Origin of the sequence: Bradyrhizobium sp. AZCC 2230 (genome assembly GCF_036924495.1) — a bacterium.
In the GTDB taxonomy this organism is placed as follows: domain Bacteria; phylum Pseudomonadota; class Alphaproteobacteria; order Rhizobiales; family Xanthobacteraceae; genus Bradyrhizobium; species Bradyrhizobium rifense.
The window spans coordinates 3,485,110-3,504,023 of sequence record NZ_JAZHRS010000001.1 but is presented as its reverse complement, the minus strand read 5'-3'; the positions used below and the strand labels follow the sequence as shown (position 1 = coordinate 3,504,023).

Annotated in this window: 15 protein-coding genes and 5 pseudogenes; 13 read left to right on the top strand and 7 right to left on the bottom strand. The window is 59.9% G+C overall.

The features are described 5' to 3' along the window. Positions 1 to 458 precede the first annotated feature (458 nt). The 7 genes and pseudogenes from V1280_RS16870 to V1280_RS16840 all read left to right on the top strand — a co-directional run. Entirely contained in the window at positions 459 to 1,238 is a 780-nt protein-coding gene (locus V1280_RS16870; RefSeq protein ID WP_334526058.1) for a CDP-diacylglycerol diphosphatase, read from the top strand. A gap of 55 nt (positions 1,239 to 1,293) precedes the next feature. Continuing rightward, a pseudogene (trpC, locus tag V1280_RS16865) lies at positions 1,294 to 1,997 on the top strand (indole-3-glycerol phosphate synthase TrpC); the annotation flags it as partial. 113 nt (positions 1,998 to 2,110) lie between these two features. After that, a complete protein-coding gene (locus V1280_RS16860) occupies positions 2,111 to 3,754 on the top strand; it encodes an alpha-keto acid decarboxylase family protein (protein WP_334526056.1) in 1,644 nt (547 codons plus the stop codon). Positions 3,755 to 3,947: 193 nt separating this feature from the next. Further along, a complete protein-coding gene (locus tag V1280_RS16855; protein ID WP_334526053.1) occupies positions 3,948 to 4,715 on the top strand; it encodes a response regulator in 768 nt (255 codons plus the stop codon). Between the two features lie 179 nt (positions 4,716 to 4,894). Continuing rightward, the gene (locus V1280_RS16850; RefSeq protein WP_334526051.1) at positions 4,895 to 5,506 is read left to right on the top strand and encodes a DUF1127 domain-containing protein; all 612 of its coding nucleotides are present in this window, start codon (positions 4,895 to 4,897) and stop codon (positions 5,504 to 5,506) included. Continuing rightward, positions 5,503 to 6,444 (top strand): cytochrome-c peroxidase, encoded by a 942-nt coding sequence (locus V1280_RS16845; RefSeq protein WP_334526049.1) that lies wholly within the window; start codon positions 5,503 to 5,505, stop codon positions 6,442 to 6,444. Before V1280_RS16850 ends, V1280_RS16845 begins: the two co-directional genes overlap by 4 nt. Beyond that, positions 6,441 to 8,822, top strand: a pseudogene (locus V1280_RS16840) (two-component system VirA-like sensor kinase); the annotation flags it as partial. The gene V1280_RS16845 and the pseudogene V1280_RS16840, both read left to right, overlap by 4 nt. Before the next feature lie 126 nt (positions 8,823 to 8,948). Here the strand turns inward: V1280_RS16840 and V1280_RS16835 are convergent. Continuing rightward, positions 8,949 to 9,381, bottom strand: a pseudogene (locus V1280_RS16835) (phosphohydrolase); the annotation flags it as partial. A gap of 122 nt (positions 9,382 to 9,503) precedes the next feature. Here V1280_RS16835 and V1280_RS16830 point away from each other — a divergent pair. From V1280_RS16830 to V1280_RS16820, 3 genes are all read left to right on the top strand, one after another. After that, complete coding sequence (locus tag V1280_RS16830; protein WP_334526047.1) at positions 9,504 to 10,034, top strand: hypothetical protein; 531 nt, start codon at positions 9,504 to 9,506, stop codon at positions 10,032 to 10,034. A 536-nt stretch (positions 10,035 to 10,570) separates the two neighbouring features. Next, on the top strand, positions 10,571 to 11,236 hold the full coding sequence (locus tag V1280_RS16825) for a DsbA family oxidoreductase (RefSeq protein WP_334526044.1): 666 nt from the start codon (positions 10,571 to 10,573) through the stop codon (positions 11,234 to 11,236). An 84-nt stretch (positions 11,237 to 11,320) separates the two neighbouring features. Beyond that, a complete protein-coding gene (locus V1280_RS16820) occupies positions 11,321 to 12,271 on the top strand; it encodes a c-type cytochrome (protein ID WP_334526041.1) in 951 nt (316 codons plus the stop codon). A gap of 66 nt (positions 12,272 to 12,337) precedes the next feature. Here V1280_RS16820 and V1280_RS16815 read toward each other — a convergent pair whose 3' ends face one another. Next, complete coding sequence (locus V1280_RS16815) at positions 12,338 to 13,147, bottom strand: cyclase family protein (protein WP_334526038.1); 810 nt, start codon at positions 13,145 to 13,147, stop codon at positions 12,338 to 12,340. A 290-nt stretch (positions 13,148 to 13,437) separates the two neighbouring features. On the opposite strand from V1280_RS16815, the pseudogene V1280_RS16810 reads away from it, so the two are divergent. Continuing rightward, positions 13,438 to 14,267, top strand: a pseudogene (locus V1280_RS16810) (catalase). On the opposite strand, the gene V1280_RS16805 reads toward V1280_RS16810, so the two are convergent. The 5 genes and pseudogenes from V1280_RS16805 to V1280_RS16785 all read right to left on the bottom strand — a co-directional run bounded on the left by V1280_RS16805 (position 14,207) and on the right by V1280_RS16785 (position 17,516). Further along, positions 14,207 to 14,809, bottom strand: a complete 603-nt coding sequence (locus V1280_RS16805) for a short chain dehydrogenase (protein WP_334526036.1) — start codon at positions 14,807 to 14,809, stop codon at positions 14,207 to 14,209. The pseudogene V1280_RS16810 and the gene V1280_RS16805 sit on opposite strands and share 61 nt — an antisense overlap. A 97-nt stretch (positions 14,810 to 14,906) precedes the next feature. Next, positions 14,907 to 15,155: pseudogene (locus V1280_RS16800) on the bottom strand (helix-turn-helix transcriptional regulator); the annotation flags it as partial. Then, positions 15,146 to 15,763 (bottom strand): pyridoxal-phosphate dependent enzyme, encoded by a 618-nt coding sequence (locus V1280_RS16795; RefSeq protein ID WP_334538334.1) that lies wholly within the window; start codon positions 15,761 to 15,763, stop codon positions 15,146 to 15,148. The pseudogene V1280_RS16800 and the gene V1280_RS16795, both read right to left, overlap by 10 nt. 289 nt (positions 15,764 to 16,052) lie before the next feature. Then, a complete protein-coding gene (locus V1280_RS16790) occupies positions 16,053 to 16,361 on the bottom strand; it encodes a pyridoxal-phosphate dependent enzyme (RefSeq protein ID WP_334526034.1) in 309 nt (102 codons plus the stop codon). 174 nt (positions 16,362 to 16,535) lie between these two features. Then, a complete protein-coding gene (locus tag V1280_RS16785) occupies positions 16,536 to 17,516 on the bottom strand; it encodes a LysR family transcriptional regulator (RefSeq protein ID WP_334526031.1) in 981 nt (326 codons plus the stop codon). An 89-nt stretch (positions 17,517 to 17,605) separates the two neighbouring features. On the opposite strand from V1280_RS16785, the gene V1280_RS16780 reads away from it, so the two are divergent. After that, positions 17,606 to 17,980 (top strand): VOC family protein, encoded by a 375-nt coding sequence (locus V1280_RS16780; protein ID WP_334526029.1) that lies wholly within the window; start codon positions 17,606 to 17,608, stop codon positions 17,978 to 17,980. 57 nt (positions 17,981 to 18,037) lie between these two features. After that, positions 18,038 to 18,880, top strand: coding sequence for an SDR family oxidoreductase (locus V1280_RS16775; RefSeq protein WP_334526027.1), 843 nt, complete (start codon positions 18,038 to 18,040; stop codon positions 18,878 to 18,880). Positions 18,881 to 18,914 lie beyond the last annotated feature (34 nt).

Here is an 18,914-nt window from a genome sequence, read left to right as displayed (position 1 = left end):
CGAAGGCGTCATTGACTCCGCGAGCACCCAATCACGGTCGATTTGATGCCGAGAATTTCGATGGCTTTCAGTCGCATTTCGATGGCTTTCAGTCGCGAGGTGCACCCGCTTTGCGGCACGCGGGGGAGGAGATGGCACCTAATGCCGCGCTCGGATTGTTGGCCACGGCAAGGTAGCCGATCAGAAGCGCGACGCGTCACAATCGCCCCGCGGAAGGCTTTCCTTTGGCGGCTATCTGGAATGCCTTCGGCTCTGAACATACGGCGGGGCGAATCAACCCTGATTGATAAAACCGCCTGTTCTCCTGGTCAACGATGTCAGGTGTTCGGAAGTCTCTCTCTCTCTCTCTCTCTCTCTCTCTCCGGCGTGCGGCGCGTGCTCCGTACCTGAAAGTGAGCGGCTCGATAGTTCGTGGGGACTACCCTTGTCATCTCTCCATAAATGCGCAGGACAACAACTTGCATAAAACGAAAAAAATCCTTTCGTACACTGGAGCTGCAGCGATTGTTTCTTTAGCAGCGATCTGCGCATGGTTTTACGTAGCGCGAAATCGCAATGCGCTGTGGGAGATTGTCAGCGAGCAATGTGTGCCGAAGGCGCAGCGGGGTGCTGCAAACAATCCGTGTGCAAAAGTCGATTTGAACGGGGAGTATGTGATCTTTAAGGATCGAATTGGAGTGGGGCAGTATCTACTTATTCCGACCAAACGTATTAAAGGCATAGAAACCCCCGAACTGGTGGAAGGTGGTGAGCATAATTATTGGCGAGATGCTTGGAATGAGCGCGCCTACGTCGACCATGCACTACGATTGCAACTAGTATCCGAGAACATCGGACTCGCCGTCAACTCGGCTAGCGGGCGAAGCCAGGATCAGTTGCATATTCATATTGACTGTATGCGGCCTGATGTGGTGGCTGCCCTGCGCGTCAACAGGGATGCGATCTCGGGACGCTGGACCGAGTTTCCTTCGCTGTTGTCTCGGCATCAGTATCGTACGCTCTTGATATCGGTTGGGACATTGCGTGATATCGATCCGTTCCGGCTCCTGTACAGTTATCTTCGTGGCAAAGGCGAGGCTATGGCAGATCAATCGCTGCTGCTGACTGGTACGACACTCGCCGATGGGAAGCCGGGATTTATCCTGTTGAATACTCATGTAGGCCCAGGCGGCGATGCATCTGCCGAAGAGTTGCTCGATCATTCGTGCAGTCTGAGTAAATCGCATAACCCGGAATAGTTGTGCATCCCGCGTTCGCAAGATCGTTCTGCAGCCGCCGCTTCAGATGCAGTCCCTGGCCAGAGCAGCGCCGCCCCCGCGCGGTTTCGTTTCGGTTATCCGTAGCAGGCTGGCGACTGGCGAGTACGTGCTGATCGCGGAGATCAAGAAAGCGTCTCCCTCAAAGGGGCTGATCCGAGCAGATTTTGATCCGCCTTCGCTTGCGAAGGGAAAAGGCGGGGCGACGGCCTGTCCGTGCTGACCGACAAACCGTCGTTCCAGGGCGAGCTGGCTTTCTTGGCGGCGGCTCGCGCGGCGACCAATCTCCCGGTCCTGCGGAAGGATTTTATATTCGGTCCTTATCAAGTGATGGAGGCGAGGGCACATGGATCGGACTGCATTCTGGTGATCATGGCGGCGCTCGACGATCCTGCTGCCAGAGATATCGAAGCGGCGGCGCTCGATCTTGGCATGGACGTGTTGCTTGTGATTCATGATCGTGAAGAGCTGGCACGCGCCCTATGCCTCCGCTCGCCGATGATCGGTATCAACCACAGGAATCTGCGGACCTTTGAAACGAGCTTGGCGATCAGCGAAGTGCTGGCGCCGTTGATTCCGAAGGACCGCCTGATTGTTGGTGAAAGCGGTATATCCACGTCGGCCGATCTAGCCCGGCTCGGGCGACTCTGTATCTCGACGTTCCTAATTGGAGAAAGTTTGATGCGTCAGGATGACGTGACTGCAGCGACGCGGGTGCTACTCGGACGCGACGCCCGCTGAGTGGCCCCCGATAGGAGCATTCGTTACGGTCGTAGCCAGATCCTTCGGCATTGTGACATATCCGCAATCGGCAGGGGGGACTCTCAGCTTGCTCACAGCGAGGGAAGCGTCCGTTGCCAACCGTCATAGATCACGTATTGTTCCGTCTCCGCGATATTGGCCTGACCGATGTGTTCGGTGTTCCCGGGGACGTTTCCTTTCCAGTCAATGATAGCGTCAGTGCTCACCCGGGTTTGCGCTGGATCGGCTGTTGCAACGAGCTGGATGCGGGCTACGCCGCGGATGGTTATGCGCGTTTGAAAGGTATGGGCGCGGTTGCGACGACGTTCGGAGTCGGCGAACTCAGTGCAATGAACGCAATCGCAGGCGCTGCAGCCGAGCGGCTTCCGCTATTTCACCTCGTGGGAACGCCGCCAATGTCAGCACAATCGGCGCGCGCTATCGTGCATCATTCGCTCGGCGACGGTGCCTATGACTGGTTTCGGCGCATGAGTGAGCCGGTCGTGTGCGCCAGCGCAGTCATGACGCCGCACAATGTCGTGTGGGAAACCGAGCGCCTGATCTTCGAAGCGTTCTACAATTTGCAGCCGGTCTACATGGCTTTTCCATCCGATCTCGCGCTGCAGTCGGCGCAGGGGCCCTTGCAAGTCATCGGAAGCCCGGTGAGCGATCTGGTTACGCTCGGACGTTGCGTCGAGGCGATCTTAGATGTGCTGGAAAGCGCCAAGACGGCATGTATCCTACCGGGCTTTTTGGTAGCGCGGGCCCGGCTGGAATCGCTCATGCAGGCGATCATCGATTCTTCGGGCCTTCCATTCGCGACCATGCTTGCCGACAAGGCGGTTCTAAATGAACGTCAGCCGGCTTATCTCGGCATGTATGTGGGCCGGTTAGTGAACGAGGACGTGCGCCTGTTTGTCGAGAGCTGCAATGCCGTTCTGGCGGTTGGCGCCTTGTTCAGCGACCTCAACACGGGTGCGTTCACCGCGCGGATCGACCCCGTGCGCCTGATTTCGATCAATCTTCATGACACGACGGTCTGCGGCCGAAAATTTCCAGGCCTTGAGATGGCGGATGTGCTGGCCGCGCTCAATCAAAGAATGAGACGGCGTGAGTGGCAGGGTTGGCCTCGTTTGGCAGAGGCTCCCAGCCCGCGAGCCGGCAGCGGTTCGGATCCGATCATAGCCGCGGCGCTTTACCCGCGCTGGGCCGAATTTCTACGTCCCGGCGACATCGTCGTTGCCGAAGTCGGTACCACGTCCATGGGGCTCGGCATGTCGCATCTTCCCACAGGTGCCGACTTTATCACCCAGGCGCTCTGGGGCTCGATTGGTTGGGCGACGCCCGCTGCGCTCGGGGCCGCCGTCGCGGCACCCAATCGACGGGTAGTGCTTTTCAGCGGCGAGGGGGCTCACCAATGCAGCGTTCAGGAAATCGGCCAGTTCCCGCGTCTCGGCCTTAAGCCGGTCGTCTTCGTGTTGAACAATGGCGGGTATTTAATTGAACGGCTGCTCTGCAATGAGCCCTCGCTCGCCTACAACGATGTCTCGGCCTGGCACTACGCTGACCTGCCGAACGTTCTTGGCTGCGATGGCTGGATGACAGCCCGGGTCACCACCTGCGGCGAACTCGACGAGGTGCTTCAGCTGGCTTCGAATACCGAATCGGCGGTCTACGTAGAGGTGGTTACGCCGCCATACGAGTCGCCGCCGCTGTCGCTTCGCTTGCAGGAGTTCAGCAAATCCAGATTATCCTGACGCGTACCGGTGAGCTTGGTTACAATTGTAACTGATGTAGCTGAGGCAGAAATTAGGGGACTTCTAGGGAGCGCTCTCAAGAACGTGTGCGGCAATTCTGGCATGCCAACTCTATATCTGCGAGGGGCGCCGGGGTGAACAAAATTGGCGCGAGTGACTGTCAGTCCCGATAGCGCTCGCCAGACAAGCTGATATGGACGCGTTCAGACCGTTTGAAACATTGCCCGCAAGCGACGGCAGTCGCCTGACGCCCACGTGTCTCGTCGTCGAAGACGATCCGACCATGCGGCACCTGGTGACAAACTATCTTGAGGATCACGACATCCGCACCGTCTCGGCCTCGCGGCGCGAGGAAGTGCCGGGTATTCTTGCTCGCGATGAGCCGGATCTTGTCGTGCTTGACCTTCGGCTTGGACAGGAAGAAGGTCTCGATCTGCTTCGCGAGATCAGGGCGCGGTCGGATGTGCCCGTCATCATCACGACAGGCCATCGGCGCAACGAAATCGATCGCGTTGTCGGCCTGGAGCTGGGCGCGGATGATTATCTCACGAAGCCGTTCGGCTTGAGGGAGCTGCTTGCACGTATCAAGGCTGTTCTCAGGCGCCGGGAGGTTGGCCGGGCATCGAATCGGCGTGACGCGGAAAAAGGTCGCTGGCGTTTCGGCCCTTGGCAGGTCGATCGGCGCCTGCGTCGCCTAACCAACTCGACCGGCCAGCCCATCACACTCACGAAGGGCGAATACGCGCTCCTGATTGCATTTCTAGATGCTCCGGGACGGCCGCTCTCCCGGGAGTATCTGTTACAGGCGACGCGCGTCCACGAAGATGTTTTCGATCGCAGCATCGATGTCCAGGTACTTCGCTTGCGACGCAAGTTGGAAACCGATGCGCGCGCGCCCTCCATCATCCGCACCGAGCGCGGTGTTGGCTACGTCTTCACGCTTCCTGTCGAGCAGCTCTGACGATCGCGCGAAGGACATTTCGGCCCGTTGGTTGTATCCGCGCCGACCGGAAGCAACCGGCTCCACTTTGAATGCACAATAAGCCGATATTGCAGGCGTAGCTCTATCTCCCTCCGCCGAAATTCTCCTGAAACATGGCGGCTGCAGAGTCTCTCCATCGGATAACGTAGGAGATGACGATGCTGGCTCTCAAGCAAACATCATACGATGATGCGCGACATGGGGCGCCGGACTGGTCTGAACGAGGTGCCCGCGCGAAGCACTCGCCGGCGCGGAGGACCTTTACTGGGGACGCATTCAGTTGCGTGCTTGCTGTCTGCTCTGCGCTGACGGCGGAGTTTCTTGCCGGCTGCGCCGCTTACGCCCATGCGATGTATCCTCAGCCCCTCGTCCAGGAGGAACCTGACGCGGCAGGTGAGCCCGCGACGACCTTCGCTCGCTCCACCGGCCGCAAGTTGACGGGGGCGAACCGAAACATACGCGTCGTCGCATACCCCACAACTCTGCGGATCGAGGATCCGCAAGCCGGCCCGCCGTGGCGGCCGAGCCCGGCGACGTTCCCCTACGGTGACGTCGCGAGCAAGCGCACCGACCAATTTCATCCGATCCGGACCTGGTACACCTCGATCAGTGCCGCAGCGGTGTCGTTTCGGGATTGGGTGCGCAAACGCCGGGCCATGCGCCATGCCCTGCTCGAGCTGGAGGGGCTCGATGATCACGCCTTGCGCGACATCGGGCTCACGCGTTTCGACATCGGAAGCGCCGTCCGAGGCGACCTCGATTTGCTATGAAGAAGATCCTAGCCGCCGTCTGTGGGGTGGCTCTGATCGCCAGCACCGTGGCCGCGCAGGTGTCATTGCAACAAGAACCTTCGGCACACCGGAGTGCCGAGGGTTGCGAGCCGATCACGCCGATTCCGCAGGCGCCTCTCGCCGATTCCAAGAAATTGCCGCTCGGTGAACGCCTTTTCGGCGATACGCGACTATCCGCCGATGGGACGTTCGCCTGCGCGTCCTGTCACGACGTTGGTACCAATGGAGCTGACGGCACGAAGGGGCGGAGCAATGCATCAGAGATGCTGGACACACTCACCGTATTCAACGCGCCACTCAGCTTTCGCCTGACATGGGAAGGACGCATTCGCACTCTTGCTGAGCAGGCGGAAGCATCGATCGCCAATCCCAACAACATGCACAGCAGTGTCTCGGAGGTGATCCTGCGATTGAAGGACGACCCAGCCACGAATAGAATGTTCCGCGCTGCCTATGGACACGACGTCGATAGCGACAGCGTTCTCGATGCCATCGTGACGTTCGAACGCTCCCTGCTCACACCTGGCAGCCGCTTCGATCGCTGGCTCGGCGGCGATACGTCGGCGCTCACGCCGGCGGAGCTTGATGGTTACCGAACCTTCAAGGCCTTCGGCTGCAGCTCGTGCCATCAGGGCGTCAACGTTGGCGCTAATCTGCTCGCCCAACAGGGCATTTTTCGTCCCCTGGTCATGCGCGGGCCCACTTCGGTTCGGGTCCCCAGTCTCCGCAACGTCGCGGAGACTGCACCATATTTTCATGACGGGAGCGCCGCCACGCTTGAAGCGGCAGTACGCCGAATGGCGGCCTCGCAGCTCAACCGAACCTTGACCGACGATCAGGTCGCCTCACTCGTCGCGTTCCTGAAGACCTTGACCGGAAATTACCGAGGAAAGCCAGTTTCCGGAGGTTCACCATGAGAGCCGCTCGATCGGTGGTAATCGTTATCGGCCTGTCCGCGCTTCTCACTTGGCTTTCGCTGCGTGCGGTCAACCCGGAGGCCGAAGTGTTTGACCGTGCGCTCGACGAGCTCGAGCATTTCAGTCAGATCGAAGATGCGCTGTATCGCGATTTCCTCTCGGCGCGCACAGGCCTGCTGCGGAACTACGATCCGTTGGGGGACGAGATCAACGCTTTGCGCGATTCGTTGGAACGTTTGCGGGGAACCGTGGCGATCAACACCGAGATCAATGAACAGATCGATCGGCTGGCGGCGTCGGTCGATCGGCAGGAGCAACTGCTCGAAATGTTCAAGAGTCAGAATGCGATCCTGCAGAACTCCCTGTCCTTTTTTGCCCGGTTCGCAGCCCATTCGGACGTCCGGGACCTCGATCTCGCCATCAGTTCGGCAGCTGCGGCGATTCTTCACTTGACCCTGGACACGACATCAATCGCGGTCGGCGAGGCCCAGAGGCGCCTGGATAATCTCGAATGGGAGGCGCTCAGCGATGGCCAGACCGACATGGTTGAGCCGTTCCTCGCGCACGGCCGTCTGCTGCACAATCTCTTGCCGTCGGTCGACAGCATGCTGAAGGCGATGATGATGCTGCCGCGGAAGAAGGACCAGGATGCTCTGCGTGCGACGATACTGGACAGGCAGAGTTCGTCCAGAAACACAGGCCGTTCGTTTCGAAGTTTGCTCTATGCCACGTCGCTCGCGCTGGTGGCTTTCCTGGTTCACCTCGGCGTCCGGTTGGGGTCGCGCGCCAACTTGCTGCATCGCCGCGCTGCGCTCGAACACATGATTGCGGACATCTCGATGAATTTCATCAATGCGACTCCGCAGGGTGTCGACGCCGAGATCCACCGAGCTATTGCCTCGTTCGGTACTCTCGCCGGCTCCGATCGCGTCTATCTCGTCGTGTCGGGCGCGTCAATGCGCTCCTATGTGTGGCACCAGCCCGGTAAGGACTTCCCGCCGGGCTGGCCTGATACGGCTCCCGACCTGGCAGCCAGGATCGGCGCCGACCGAAATGGCATCGTCCACGTGCCCAAAGTCAGTCGGATGCCAGTGGGAGAGAACCAGCGTTTCCTGAAGGAACTCGGACTCGGGGGATGGGCATGCGCGGTGAACACCGACCGTCAGGGGCGCGTAGTCGCCCTCGGATTCGATGCGATAGATCGCAAGTGTCGCGTCGCTCACGCTGGCGAGTTGGTCCTGATACGAATGGCGCTGGACACATTCATTCACGCAATCGAGCGGCAAACAGTCGATGCCGAACGAAGCCGCCTGCAGAAGCGACTACAACATGCGAGCCGAATGGAGAGGATCGGCACGTTCAGCAGTGGCATCGCGCACAACTTCAACAACATCCTAGGAGGAATTCTGGGATATACAGAAATCATGGAAGAGCATGTCGCGATGAACGCTGCTCTCGTCCGTCATCTCTCCGGGATACGCCGGAGCGCAGAACGGGCGCGAGATTTGATCAGTCAAATCCTGGCGTTTGGACGGCGTCGCGATGTTCGCCGAAACCCTCTGAGCATCAACGCCCTGGTCAGTGAAACGGCCTCGCTGCTGCGCGTCTCGCTACCTACCCGGATCGAACTCGTGATCAAGCCATGTCCGGTTGGGTTGACCGCACTCGGCGAAGCCGCCCAACTCCAGCAGGTGATCATGAACCTGTGCAACAATGCGGCGAATGCGATCGCCGGTTTAGGGCGGATAGAGGTAGCCATTGAGTCGCATGAGATATCGAAGCCGTTGTCCCTCAGCCACGACAAGATCGAAAAGGGTCAATATGTGAGCCTTTCGGTTGTCGACAGCGGAGTCGGAATGGAAGCGCCGATGCTGGAGCGGATATTCGAGCCGTTCTTCACCACGCGGTCTGATGGAAATGGCCTTGGACTCGCGACGGTGCGCGATATTGTTCACGACCATGGTGGAGGCATGAATGTGAGCAGCTCGCCAGGTCAGGGATCCCGCTTCGACGTGTGGTTACCAAGAGAGGCAGCGATTTTGCCAACCGGACGGCAACTCACGGCAAACGGAACTGGAAACGGCGAGGTCGTGATGATCGTCGCCGGCAATAGCGGTCAGTTGCTCGGGGATGAGGAGATGCTTGCAGCGCTCGGATATGAAGCGGTCGGCTTCATGACTGCCGATTCCGCGCAGGCTGCATGCATTGCGGCCCCGGATCGTTTTGATTTCGCGATCGTCGGACAGGTCGGTTCGCTCGCGCAGTCGCTTGAGCTTGCAACGGAACTGCATCGACTGATGCCCTCCGTTCCGATCGTCCTTGCGACCAGGGTTGCGTTCGAGATTGGTGCAGACACACTTCTTGTGGCCGGGATTTCTGACGTCATAAGTTGGCCCATCGTTGCGGAGGAAGTCGCGAGCGCGTTGTCGCAGAGTGCGCCAACCGGCGCGTCGAGAGGCTCGACGCGGTCGCAATTCACAAATTATTCGCTAACTCTCCCAGCGTCACTGCTGGATCACGGCACAAAAATCGATGCGATGGAAGTGGGGATCCTTGAACATCCGCCTTGACCTTGCCGAAAGTCGTTTGGGGCTTGTGCTTGATGCCGTCATAGAAGGTCTGAATGATGTCTTCCTTGAAGTGTGGTGTGCGTGGATGCGCAGAGACGACGGCGCGGCGCTCAATATCGGAGAATTTCTCAAAGTCGATTCCGAGAACGTCCATCTCCACGCCCGCACAAGGGCGACCGACCGGATGTATATGCTGGGGTATCCCGGGAGTCGTATGTAAGGCGATTGCCGTCCAAACGAGATCGATGCCGGCTTGCGGGATGTTGCGCGACTGCACGAAATCGCGTGCGGCGTTCGCCCCATCGACCTCAAAACGCACATCTTGGCTGCAATGTTGCGGGGTGAGCCCCGTATCGTGGAACATGGCGTTGCGGCTATATGAGTCGCTTTCACTGTGCCGCATGTATTTGATGGCAACCGACGATGAGGTCGGCGAGACGATCGGGCGAGCGCTGGAGCTGGCCGTCGCTTGGGCAACGGGAATCGGAATTGCACCTGCTGGCGGGCCTCAATCTCTTCCTCACTCGCCGGGCGGATTATACGGGAGCGCTGGCCGCTGCGGAGCGGTTTGCGGAACTGGCGCATGCCTCGCAGAACTCCGTCGAGATCGTCGCATCGGAGTGGATGCTGGGAGCGACGCACAACCTCATCGGGCATCAGCAACTCGCCCTGGAGCTGATCGCAAGAGGTCTCGCCCGCGCGGAAGCGCTGGGCATCGGCAATACCTACTACTTTGGCTTCGACAATAAGGGCAGAGGCACGATCGGGCGCATATGGACGTCATGGCTTTGCGGGCTGCCAGAGACGGCCATGCTTCGGGCAGCGGAGGTGCTCGCCGCATCGACGGCGCAGCGACGCTCTCGATCTCGACCGTCGCTGTACACGGTGGCCGCATCGAAGCCGATGGCTTTGTATCGGCGCAAGGATTGGGCCGGCGATCGGAGATGTTCGATCGAATGGCGCTGTGCCGCGGCCACTCGCCTCGCTTCTCGCCCGCATGTACCCGTTGTCAGTGCATGAGCTGCCCTACAAGACGGCCATCATGGATGTCTCTGTTCTGTGGTCCGAACGTAACTGTGGCGATGCCGCGCAGGATTGGCTTCGCGGGATGCTGGCGCGGGCAACCGAATCTTTGCGTCAGGTCCCGACCGAAACGGAGGTCTCACCGTTCTCTTCGCCGATTGCGCCGCTGCCGCGCGTCGCAGTCCGCGCATGAGAAGCGTTGGCCTGCACGCTGCTCATCCTGTCAATGAGGAGTCTCACTTCCGGAAGCGGGAACGAGCTTTTGCGCAGGGCGAAGACCGTTCGAATGGAGACGTTACAACGAGCACCGCTCTGGAACGCCGCATATTCGGCCGTCGTCGCAGACCAGTCCCATCTGGGCCTGAGCGCCGGGCAAGAGATCAACAGAGCGCCCAAATATCTGCTGCCGGATCTCTTCGCGCTGTATCTAATAACGAACTTTCATTGGTGCATGTCCGGGCGGCACTTCCGCGATCCGTGCTCGCTTGGAAACCGCGTCGCGCAACGATTGAACGCCGTCAGGGCCCATTCATATGAACGAGAGCCGAGGCATCACTCAACCGGGCCGGAGCCGGGTGATAGGCCAGTGTGACGCGCTCGCGATCGTACACTGGTTCGATTTCATCTGCCCGTTCTGTTACATCACCCAGGATTGGGATGCCTTGATCTTCGCTCGCGGCATCGATGTCGTGAGTCTAGCCCTCCGCGCTCATCCCGAAATTCCACCCGCGCGCGTTCACGTCGGGCCCCGCCACGGTCCGACGTACCGCAACATTGAGGCTCGGGCCCGCGCAGCCGACCTTGCGCTGAACTGGCCGTCTCGCCTCCCCAGCAGCGGCAGTGCGCTCGACGCGGCGGAATGGGTTCGCCGGAATCGCCCGACAATCTCGCGAGACTTCAACACGGCCTTATTTGAAGCGCATTTCGTCCTGAACGAGGATGTAGGAGACAAGGCCACGATCCTGCGCAAAGCCAAGCAACTCGGCCTCGATACGGCGGCGCTCGACGCCTGCCTTGAGGACGGATCGGCGGCTGGTTGGCTTCGAGAATCCGAGGCGATGGCGTACGAGTACGGGGTGCGCCTGCATGGTTCTATCGCGGCAGGATTCTGGCGGGCACTCAGTCCATCGATGAGTTTTCGCGCTTCCTGCAGGCCGTCAAGGCGCAGTAACCCTATGCGTTCCCGGTTACAGCCGTAACCGAGTACGCGCAGCCTGTAATTCGCCTGTGATCGCCACGACTCAGGATCAATTATCAATCCATTCCTAGAGTCGCTGTGCGGCATGCAGAATCTTATTGGTCTTGCCTTCTTAATCCTTTCCTCCTTGTTTCTGATCTGGTTGCTGATGATCGTCGCAAAATTGCGAGATCGCGCTCTCAGATGGAGCGTCGCCGGCATAGTCGCGCTGCTTCTCGTCTTGACGTCATTGCTGAGCGGCGCAGTGGCTGCCGGACTGATCAAGCAGTACGGGCGCGCGAACCTTCCGGCGCCGGACGTCGAGATCGACGCCAGCCAAGCTGCGCGCGGCAAGGCCATATCGAGCTCATTTTGTGCCGACTGCCATTCAAGCACAGGCACCATGACCGGCGGAAAGGATTTCGCCGCAGAAATTCCCGTACCGATCGGCTCGTTCGTTCCTTCCAACCTCACCCCGGCGGGTTCGCTGTCGCATTGGAGTGACGGCGAGATCTTTCGGGCGGTCCGCAATGCAGTCGGCGCGAAAGGAAACTGGCTGATGATCATGTCCTATACGAGTGCAAACATGCTAAGCGATAGCGACATCAAGGCCGTCATCGCCTATCTGCGCTCGCTTCCCGCGGCAGGTGACCGAACGCCGGAGCCACCGGATCGTCTTAATCTGCTGGGGCTGGCCATGCTGGGCGCCGATCTCCTGCCCACCGGCAACCCGGTCTCGACCTGGACAATCACGTCGCCGCCGTCAGGCGCGACGGCGGACTATGGCGCGTATCTAGTGTCATACCTCGACTGCCGCGGCTGTCATGGCCGCGACTTGACCGGCGGTGTGCCGGGGCAGATGACGCCGCTCGGCCCCGATCTCACCGTCATGAAGGGCTGGTCCCTGCACGATTTCATCTCAACCATGCGGACCGGTATCGATCCCAACGGATATGCCTTAAGCCGGCAAATGCCATGGCGCTCGATCGGCCATCTCACCAATGACGAACTCACCGCGCTCTACGCCTACGTGACGAGTGTGATTCCCGGCAAGTGAGGCATCGCACGTTCTGACGGCGTTGGGCGAAGAAGCGCTATCATGGCCGGGCCTGCTGGAGATTGTTCATGGAACGATTGCGAAGGCGCGGGCGGGGAAGCCCAAGCCGTCTTTGACCTTCGGCCAGGTGACAACGATTAGCGCGCCCTTTGCCGGCACCTGATCGAGATTCGCCATGACCTCGATCTGATAGTGACCGCTCTTCAGGATATACGTCTCCGAGTCCATCTTGTCGGTCGTGTCCGTATCCATGGCCTCGTGGCCCGTGGCGGTGACATGCCGCTGCTCGTACAAGAACTTGATGGTCTCGAGCTTCCAGCCGGGAAACGGGGTGCGCTTGAAGCGTTCCGGATTGCTGTCCCAGTCCTTGTACATGTCGGTCCGGAGCGCGACGAAAGCGCCCGCGGGCAGGTGGCCGTTCTTGCGCTCCCATGCACGAAGATCATCCAACGAGAAGGCGTGGTTGGGATCCTTGGCGAAATACGGTGTATCGTCGAGCACGATGAGCGGCAGGATCATCTGCTTGAGCGGGATCTTGTCCATTGTGGTCCCATGCTCGTCAAAATGCGCGGGCGGGTCGACATGCGTGCCGTATTGTCCGACCATCTCGTAATAGGTGCTCCGAAACCCGTCGTCCGCGATGGTGTATGGCCGCTTGGTCGCGGGATCGATGGCCGGCGTCATCTTTGCTTGTCCGAACCCGGCCCAGACTGGAGTGTCCGTTCCAAAGCTGTGGGTGAGATCGACGAAACGCGCATTCGCGATCGTCTTGTAGATATCGTTGAGCGATGTTGCCGTCGCAGCCGTGTTGCTAATCCAGAGGACGCACGCGCCGGCGATCAGGCGAAGGATGATGGTACGGGAATTCGGCTGCATGGTTGGTTCCAGGATTGAAGGAGCTTCGGATAGATCAGCGTCCTGCTGCGGGTCTGCAAGGAGCATGACCGCAATCGGACACCGCACTCTGTTCATCCGGCGGCTGAAGTCATTTCACTTCCACTTGTCGTCGGAGCTAAGCACGATAGCGGCAAGCGCATTGGCGCATGAGGCTGCCCGGAAGAACGCATGGCATCGCATGTGGCGCCAATCGATCCGTATCACCGTAACAGCGAGGCGGTAAATGACCAACCGCGCGCCCTTTGACCCACGCCACGGGGGCACCCGTCGTGGACAATACCAGCATCCTGACGCCTGGCCCACGTGGGCCTGCACTGTTGCAGGACATCTGGCTGATCGAAAAGTTGGCGCATTTCGACCGGGAGGTGATTCCGGAGCGGCACATGCATGCCAAGGGATGGGGCGCCCACGGCACCTTCACCGTGACCCACGACATCACTTGTTACACCAAGGCCAAAATATTCTCTGAGATCGGCAAGACAACGCCGATGTTCGCTCGCCTCTCGACTGTGGCCGGCGAGCGCGGTGCCGCCGATGCCGAGAGGGACATTCGCGGCTTTGCTCTCAAGTTCTATACGGAGGAGGGCAACTGAGACGTGGTCGGCAACAACACACCCGTGTTCTTCTTCCGCGACCCGTTGCGCTTCTCCGATCTCAACCATACCATCAAGCGCGATCCGCGCACCGGCCTGCGGTCGGCGGACAACAATTGGGATTTCTGGTCGCTGCTCCCGGAGGCGTTGCACCAGGTCACGATTGTGATGTCGGACCGAGGTCTCCCAAAGAGCTTTCGCCACATGCACGGCTTCGGGAGCCACAATTTTTCGATGATCAACGCCGCAAATGAGCGGAGCTGGGCAAGTTTCATTTCCGTACCCAGCAGGGCATTGGGAATCTCACCGATACGGAAGCGATTGATCTGGTCGGCCGGGACCGCGAGAGCCACGGCCGCGATCTCTTCGAGGCAATCGAACGCGGAGGGTCACGTCATAGCGCGTCATCGTCAGTTGTGGCCCATCACTTCGAAACGCTCGCTGGTCAGCAATTCGTCTTATGCAGGATTCGCCCGGTGATCGGGGTGGAAATCGCGCGCAGATAGGCAAGCGCAACCTCCGCGGCGGGAACGGGCGTGAAGCCGGTGAAATAGGCGTGGTATGCTACGGACTCTGTAAGAACCGTGGGGCTGATGCAGTTGATCCGCACGCCACGCGGCAACTCGACGGCCGCCGCTTTGGCAAAGCCCTCTACCAGATGATTTACCGTGGTTCCAATAGTGCCGCCATGCAGGAATTCATCGGTCACGATGCCAGAAATTAGAGTAGACGATCCCCTATCAGCGATGAATGGGAGCGCAGCTCGCACCAGATTGATTTGGCCCATGCCTTTGGCCGCGATCGAGTTCGCCCACTGCTCATCAGATGTTTGCTCGAAGGGTCCCGGAAACACGCCGGCAGCGGCGTTCGCCTCGATGTCGAATGAGCCGACGCTGCTAAAGAGGGCCTTCAGGCTTGCGGGATCGGAAATGTCCGCCTGATAGTCGCCCGATTTGCGGCCAACTGACATGGCCTCATGTCCGTTTTCCTCCAACAGCTTTCTCACCGCGGACCCGATGGTTGCGCTGCCGACGACGATGGCTTTCATGAGGGCTCCGTTGCACTATGTGCGAGAGTGTTTCGAGCAGTTGCGAACCGCAATCTGAGAGCTTGCATCACGCAAGGCCAATTTTGAAGGATCGAGGTCAGGCCGCGGCCAACCTCAGAGAGGCAACGTCACGCCGGGGAGCAGTCCCGAACATGCGGGAATATTCTTGGCTGAACTGCGAGGGGCTCTCGTAACCAACCTCGAACGCGGCCGCCCCGACGTTGATCGGGTTCGAAAGCATCAGCCGACGTGCCTCCAACAAACAGAGCTGTTTCTGATACTGCAACGGCGTCATGGACGTCAGCACCTTGAACTGACGATGGAACGCAGATGGACTCAGTGATGCCCATCAAAGGCGCGTCTGTAGGCAAAGATGCCAGGGCTGCCGCCAGTCATTACCAAGAGCACGGAATCACCCGATTGGTAGGCGCCGGCGCGGACCGCAGCGTGCAGGCTTGCAAAGGCGTCAAACGGCTCCCACTTGTTCCACGCCCGCGCACAGTCATAGTTCTTCCTTTTTTCTGGTGGAACGTCGTGACGCCGTGCCGGCGGCTCACCGCCGCCACTCGCCGCGTCGAGGGTCTTTCGGTATGCAAAGAGCCCCGGCCTCCCACCCGTCATGAGGAAAAGAATGTTTGCATCGGCGCGGAATTCGCGAAGCCGCGCTGCTCGAAGCAAGCCCGCCAAGGCCTTCCCGGAGTAAACCGGATCAAGAAGCAGCCCCTCGCTCGAGGCCATCAACCGGACCGCCCCGATCATCGCTGCAGTCGGTATGCCATATCCTGCACCGCGCTCATCACCTCGCACATCGATGTCCGCTTCCTGAAGCAGCCGGCCGCCGTCGAGCAGCTCCAGGGCCGCGCGGGCAGTATCAAGCGTCGCTGTTCGGCTCTGGTCTTCGTCCGCTAGAACCGAATACGACCGGACAAGACCTGGCGAATGGCCCACTCCCATTGGCGAGAACTTGGTCGAAGCTGATATCCAGTGAGCGCGATTGCTCCAATATCTTGAAAGCGCAAACTGCATAGCCCAACGACCCAAGTGGGGATGATCCCCCGGAGGCTGCGAGAAACGCTTTACGGCCTTGCTCGCGCAGCTCGGCCGCACGGGTGTTTGCATATTCGACTGCTGAACCCGCCGAGCCCAAGTCGTGAATGCGGGCACCGAACAATCGGTCGAGGAGGATATTTCCGCTCTCCTGATAGTCGACGTGGTGCCGCGGAACGGCCTGTGTGAGGACAAGCTAGGAAGAAAGACCAAACCGAGCGGCTGATGCCGCTGTCAATCGGGCGAAGTTCGATTGCCGACCTCCTGGCGCAATGATGGTATCGCATCCGCAGCGCAACGCCTCACCGATCAGGAACTCCAGCTTCCGAAGCTTGTTGCCGCCTCCTCCCAGGCCCGCCACATCATCGCGCTTCGCAAAAAGGCGCACGCCGCCCAGTTGATCCCCCAACGCAGCTTCGAGCCGAAACAGCCGCTCGATCGGCGTCGGGCGAGAGATCAACTCCACACGTGGGAATTTTGCGAGTACGTCCTGCAGAACCATCATATCATCCTCGTGTAGCCAATGAGGCAGCGCTGCCGAAGCGGCGTCAGTGTGCCCTCTCGTGCGCGATGGCGGTCGCTTCTGCATGTCTCGAACCATGGACGACAAGGCAGCATCCGATGCGTCCCTCCGTGTGGCATGTGCGGCCGCACGGACGCAACTCGGTCTCGAGCCGAACTAAGGTCCCGGCATCGTTTTGACGGGACGCGTGGCTGTCTGCCCACGTAGCCCGTCTCTACGATCTCCGTCAGGCGCCCTTGCACGCTCGCGAATAAGCTCAACAAGCGCCTGCAAGCCGGCCTGCGTGTGACGAGGTTTTGGATAGTAGAGGTGCAGACCGGAAAATGGAGGCGTCCAATCCTCCAGCACTCGGATCAGCCGGCCAGACACGATGTGGTCACGCACGAAATAGTAGCTGGTGTAGGCGAAGCCGGCGTCCGCCAATGCCGCATCGATCGCCAGGTTGTAGTTGTTGACGGTGAGGCGTCCCCGAACGTCGACGCGCTCCTCTCGACCGTGCTTGCTGAACTCCCAGCGATAGAGAACACCGCTCGGGTGCCTGGTCCTGACGCAATCGTGCTTGAGAAGATCGGCCGGCGCCCCTGGCATCGCATGGTCGGACAGATACGTCGGTGAGGCGACAACCGCCATCGAGTGCTCGTTTTCAAGGGGCACCGAAATCATGTCCTGTGGCACGGCCTCCGAGAACCTGATGCCGGCGTCGAAGCCGCCCGCAACGATGTCGACCAAGCTTCCCTCCGCCATCAGGTCAACCCGCATGTCCGGATACCGATGGAGGAACTCCAGGACGACAGGCGCCAGAAACATCCTGGCTGCGCCCTCTGCCGCGTTGATCCGAAGCGTTCCCGCCGGCGTCTCGCCAAATGCGTTTGCCGTATCCATAGCGACGGCTATCTCGGCGAGCGCGGGCTCGGCCTTTGCGATGAACTGCCGCCCAGCTTCCGTCAACGCGACCGTGCGCGTCGTGCGATGGAAAAGCTTCACGCGCATACGCTCCTCGAGAGCGGCGACCGCACGGCTGAGGGCAGTAGGCGACAAATCCAGCGCCTCGGCCGCAGCGCGAAAGCTTCCATGACGGGCTACGGCAATGACCGCCCGAAGCTGCAAAAAATCTTGCTGCATGATAATCCCGATCATTGCAATGATGCGTGCCGCATAATGGTGATTATCACAATTATCGCAATCGTATAGAGCGTTGTCCAGACCGTCGTGCCAATGGAGAAAGCATGCTCGATCATGTTGTAATCGCCGTTTCAAATTACACCGACGCTCTCGCGTTCTATCGCCCGACGCTCGCCGCGCTCGGAATTGAGATCGCGGCCGAATGGGAGACGAGCTTCGCGGTCGGCTATCCCGACCAGGAGCCGCAGCTTGGCTTTCGCGCGAAGGGCAATCCAGTGACTCCCCAGCACATCGCGCTGCGGGCGAACAGCGAGGACGAGGTCCATCGCTTCTACCAAGCGGCCTTGCGCGCCGGAGGCACCGACAAAAGAGCCCTGGGCCCGAGACCGCATTATGACGACAACTATCTCGCCGCGTTCGTCATCGACCGCGACGGACACAACATCGAAGCCGTCTTTCGGAGGCGGCACCGTAACTGAGAATCCATGAGTGGAAGCTCAGCGGACGTTTTCGTTAATTTTGAGGAGCTCGTAGCTGTGACAAAGACTGTATTGATCACCGGATGTTCATCGGGATTTGGCCAAGCGACCGCGAGGCGGTTCGTTGCGAGTGGCTGGAACGTCGTCGCAACCATGCGAAACGTCACCAGCGCGGGCGATCTTAACGGCCAATCCAACATCTTCGTGACGCGCCTCGACGTTCAGGATCCTGCAAGCGTGGCCAAGGCGATCGAACAGGCCATCGATCGGTTCGGCCATATCGACACGCTGATCAACAATGCCGGCTTCGGCCTCCACGGCGTCTTCGAGACAATTCTGCCAGAGAAGGTCCAGGAGCAGTTCGACGTCAACGTCTTCGGCATGATGACCGTCACACGCGCTCTCCTCCCTCACTTTCGCGCCCGCCGCGCCGGTACGATCGTGAACGTCAGCTCCGGCGCAGGTGTTTTCACCTTGCCGCTGATCTCGCTGTACTGCGCGAGCAAATTTGCGCTCGAAGGGTTCTCCGAAGCCCTGACCTACGAGCTTGCTCCGCTCGGCATCGCAGTAAAGCTCGTCGAGCCTGGAGGTTCGCTTAGCACGAACTTTGGCTCGCGCAGCCGCGCCGAAGGAGCGTCATTCACGGTTCCCAGCGACTATCATCCCATTGTCGAGGATGCAGGAAGGCGATTCCAGGGGTTGATGGAAGTCGCGACCGCGACTGCCGACGATGTGGCTGACGTCATCTACAAGGCGGCCACCGATGGAAGCGACCAGCTCCGCTACATCGCCACCAAGGACATCGAACCGTGGGTGCGCGCCAGGCGCGAAACCTCCGAGGCCGAGTACATCAAAACGATGCGTGACGCCTTCATGGCCAAGCCAATTGGTGGGACATGACAAAAGGATGCGGCCTGGCCGCGGATGCATGAAT

Coding starts and splice junctions, on each gene's coding strand:
- V1280_RS16855 (WP_334526053.1), top strand. CDS start 3,948: ATGGACGCGTTCAGACCGTTTGAAACATTGCCCGCAAGCGACGGCAGT.
- V1280_RS16850 (WP_334526051.1), top strand. CDS start 4,895: ATGCTGGCTCTCAAGCAAACATCATACGATGATGCGCGACATGGGGCG.
- V1280_RS16845 (WP_334526049.1), top strand. CDS start 5,503: ATGAAGAAGATCCTAGCCGCCGTCTGTGGGGTGGCTCTGATCGCCAGC.
- V1280_RS16825 (WP_334526044.1), top strand. CDS start 10,571: ATGAACGAGAGCCGAGGCATCACTCAACCGGGCCGGAGCCGGGTGATA.
- V1280_RS16820 (WP_334526041.1), top strand. CDS start 11,321: ATGCAGAATCTTATTGGTCTTGCCTTCTTAATCCTTTCCTCCTTGTTT.
- V1280_RS16815 (WP_334526038.1), bottom strand. CDS start 13,147: ATGCAGCCGAATTCCCGTACCATCATCCTTCGCCTGATCGCCGGCGCG.
- V1280_RS16805 (WP_334526036.1), bottom strand. CDS start 14,809: ATGAAAGCCATCGTCGTCGGCAGCGCAACCATCGGGTCCGCGGTGAGA.
- V1280_RS16795 (WP_334538334.1), bottom strand. CDS start 15,763: ATGGGAGTGGGCCATTCGCCAGGTCTTGTCCGGTCGTATTCGGTTCTA.
- V1280_RS16790 (WP_334526034.1), bottom strand. CDS start 16,361: ATGATGGTTCTGCAGGACGTACTCGCAAAATTCCCACGTGTGGAGTTG.
- V1280_RS16785 (WP_334526031.1), bottom strand. CDS start 17,516: ATGATCGGGATTATCATGCAGCAAGATTTTTTGCAGCTTCGGGCGGTC.
- V1280_RS16780 (WP_334526029.1), top strand. CDS start 17,606: ATGCTCGATCATGTTGTAATCGCCGTTTCAAATTACACCGACGCTCTC.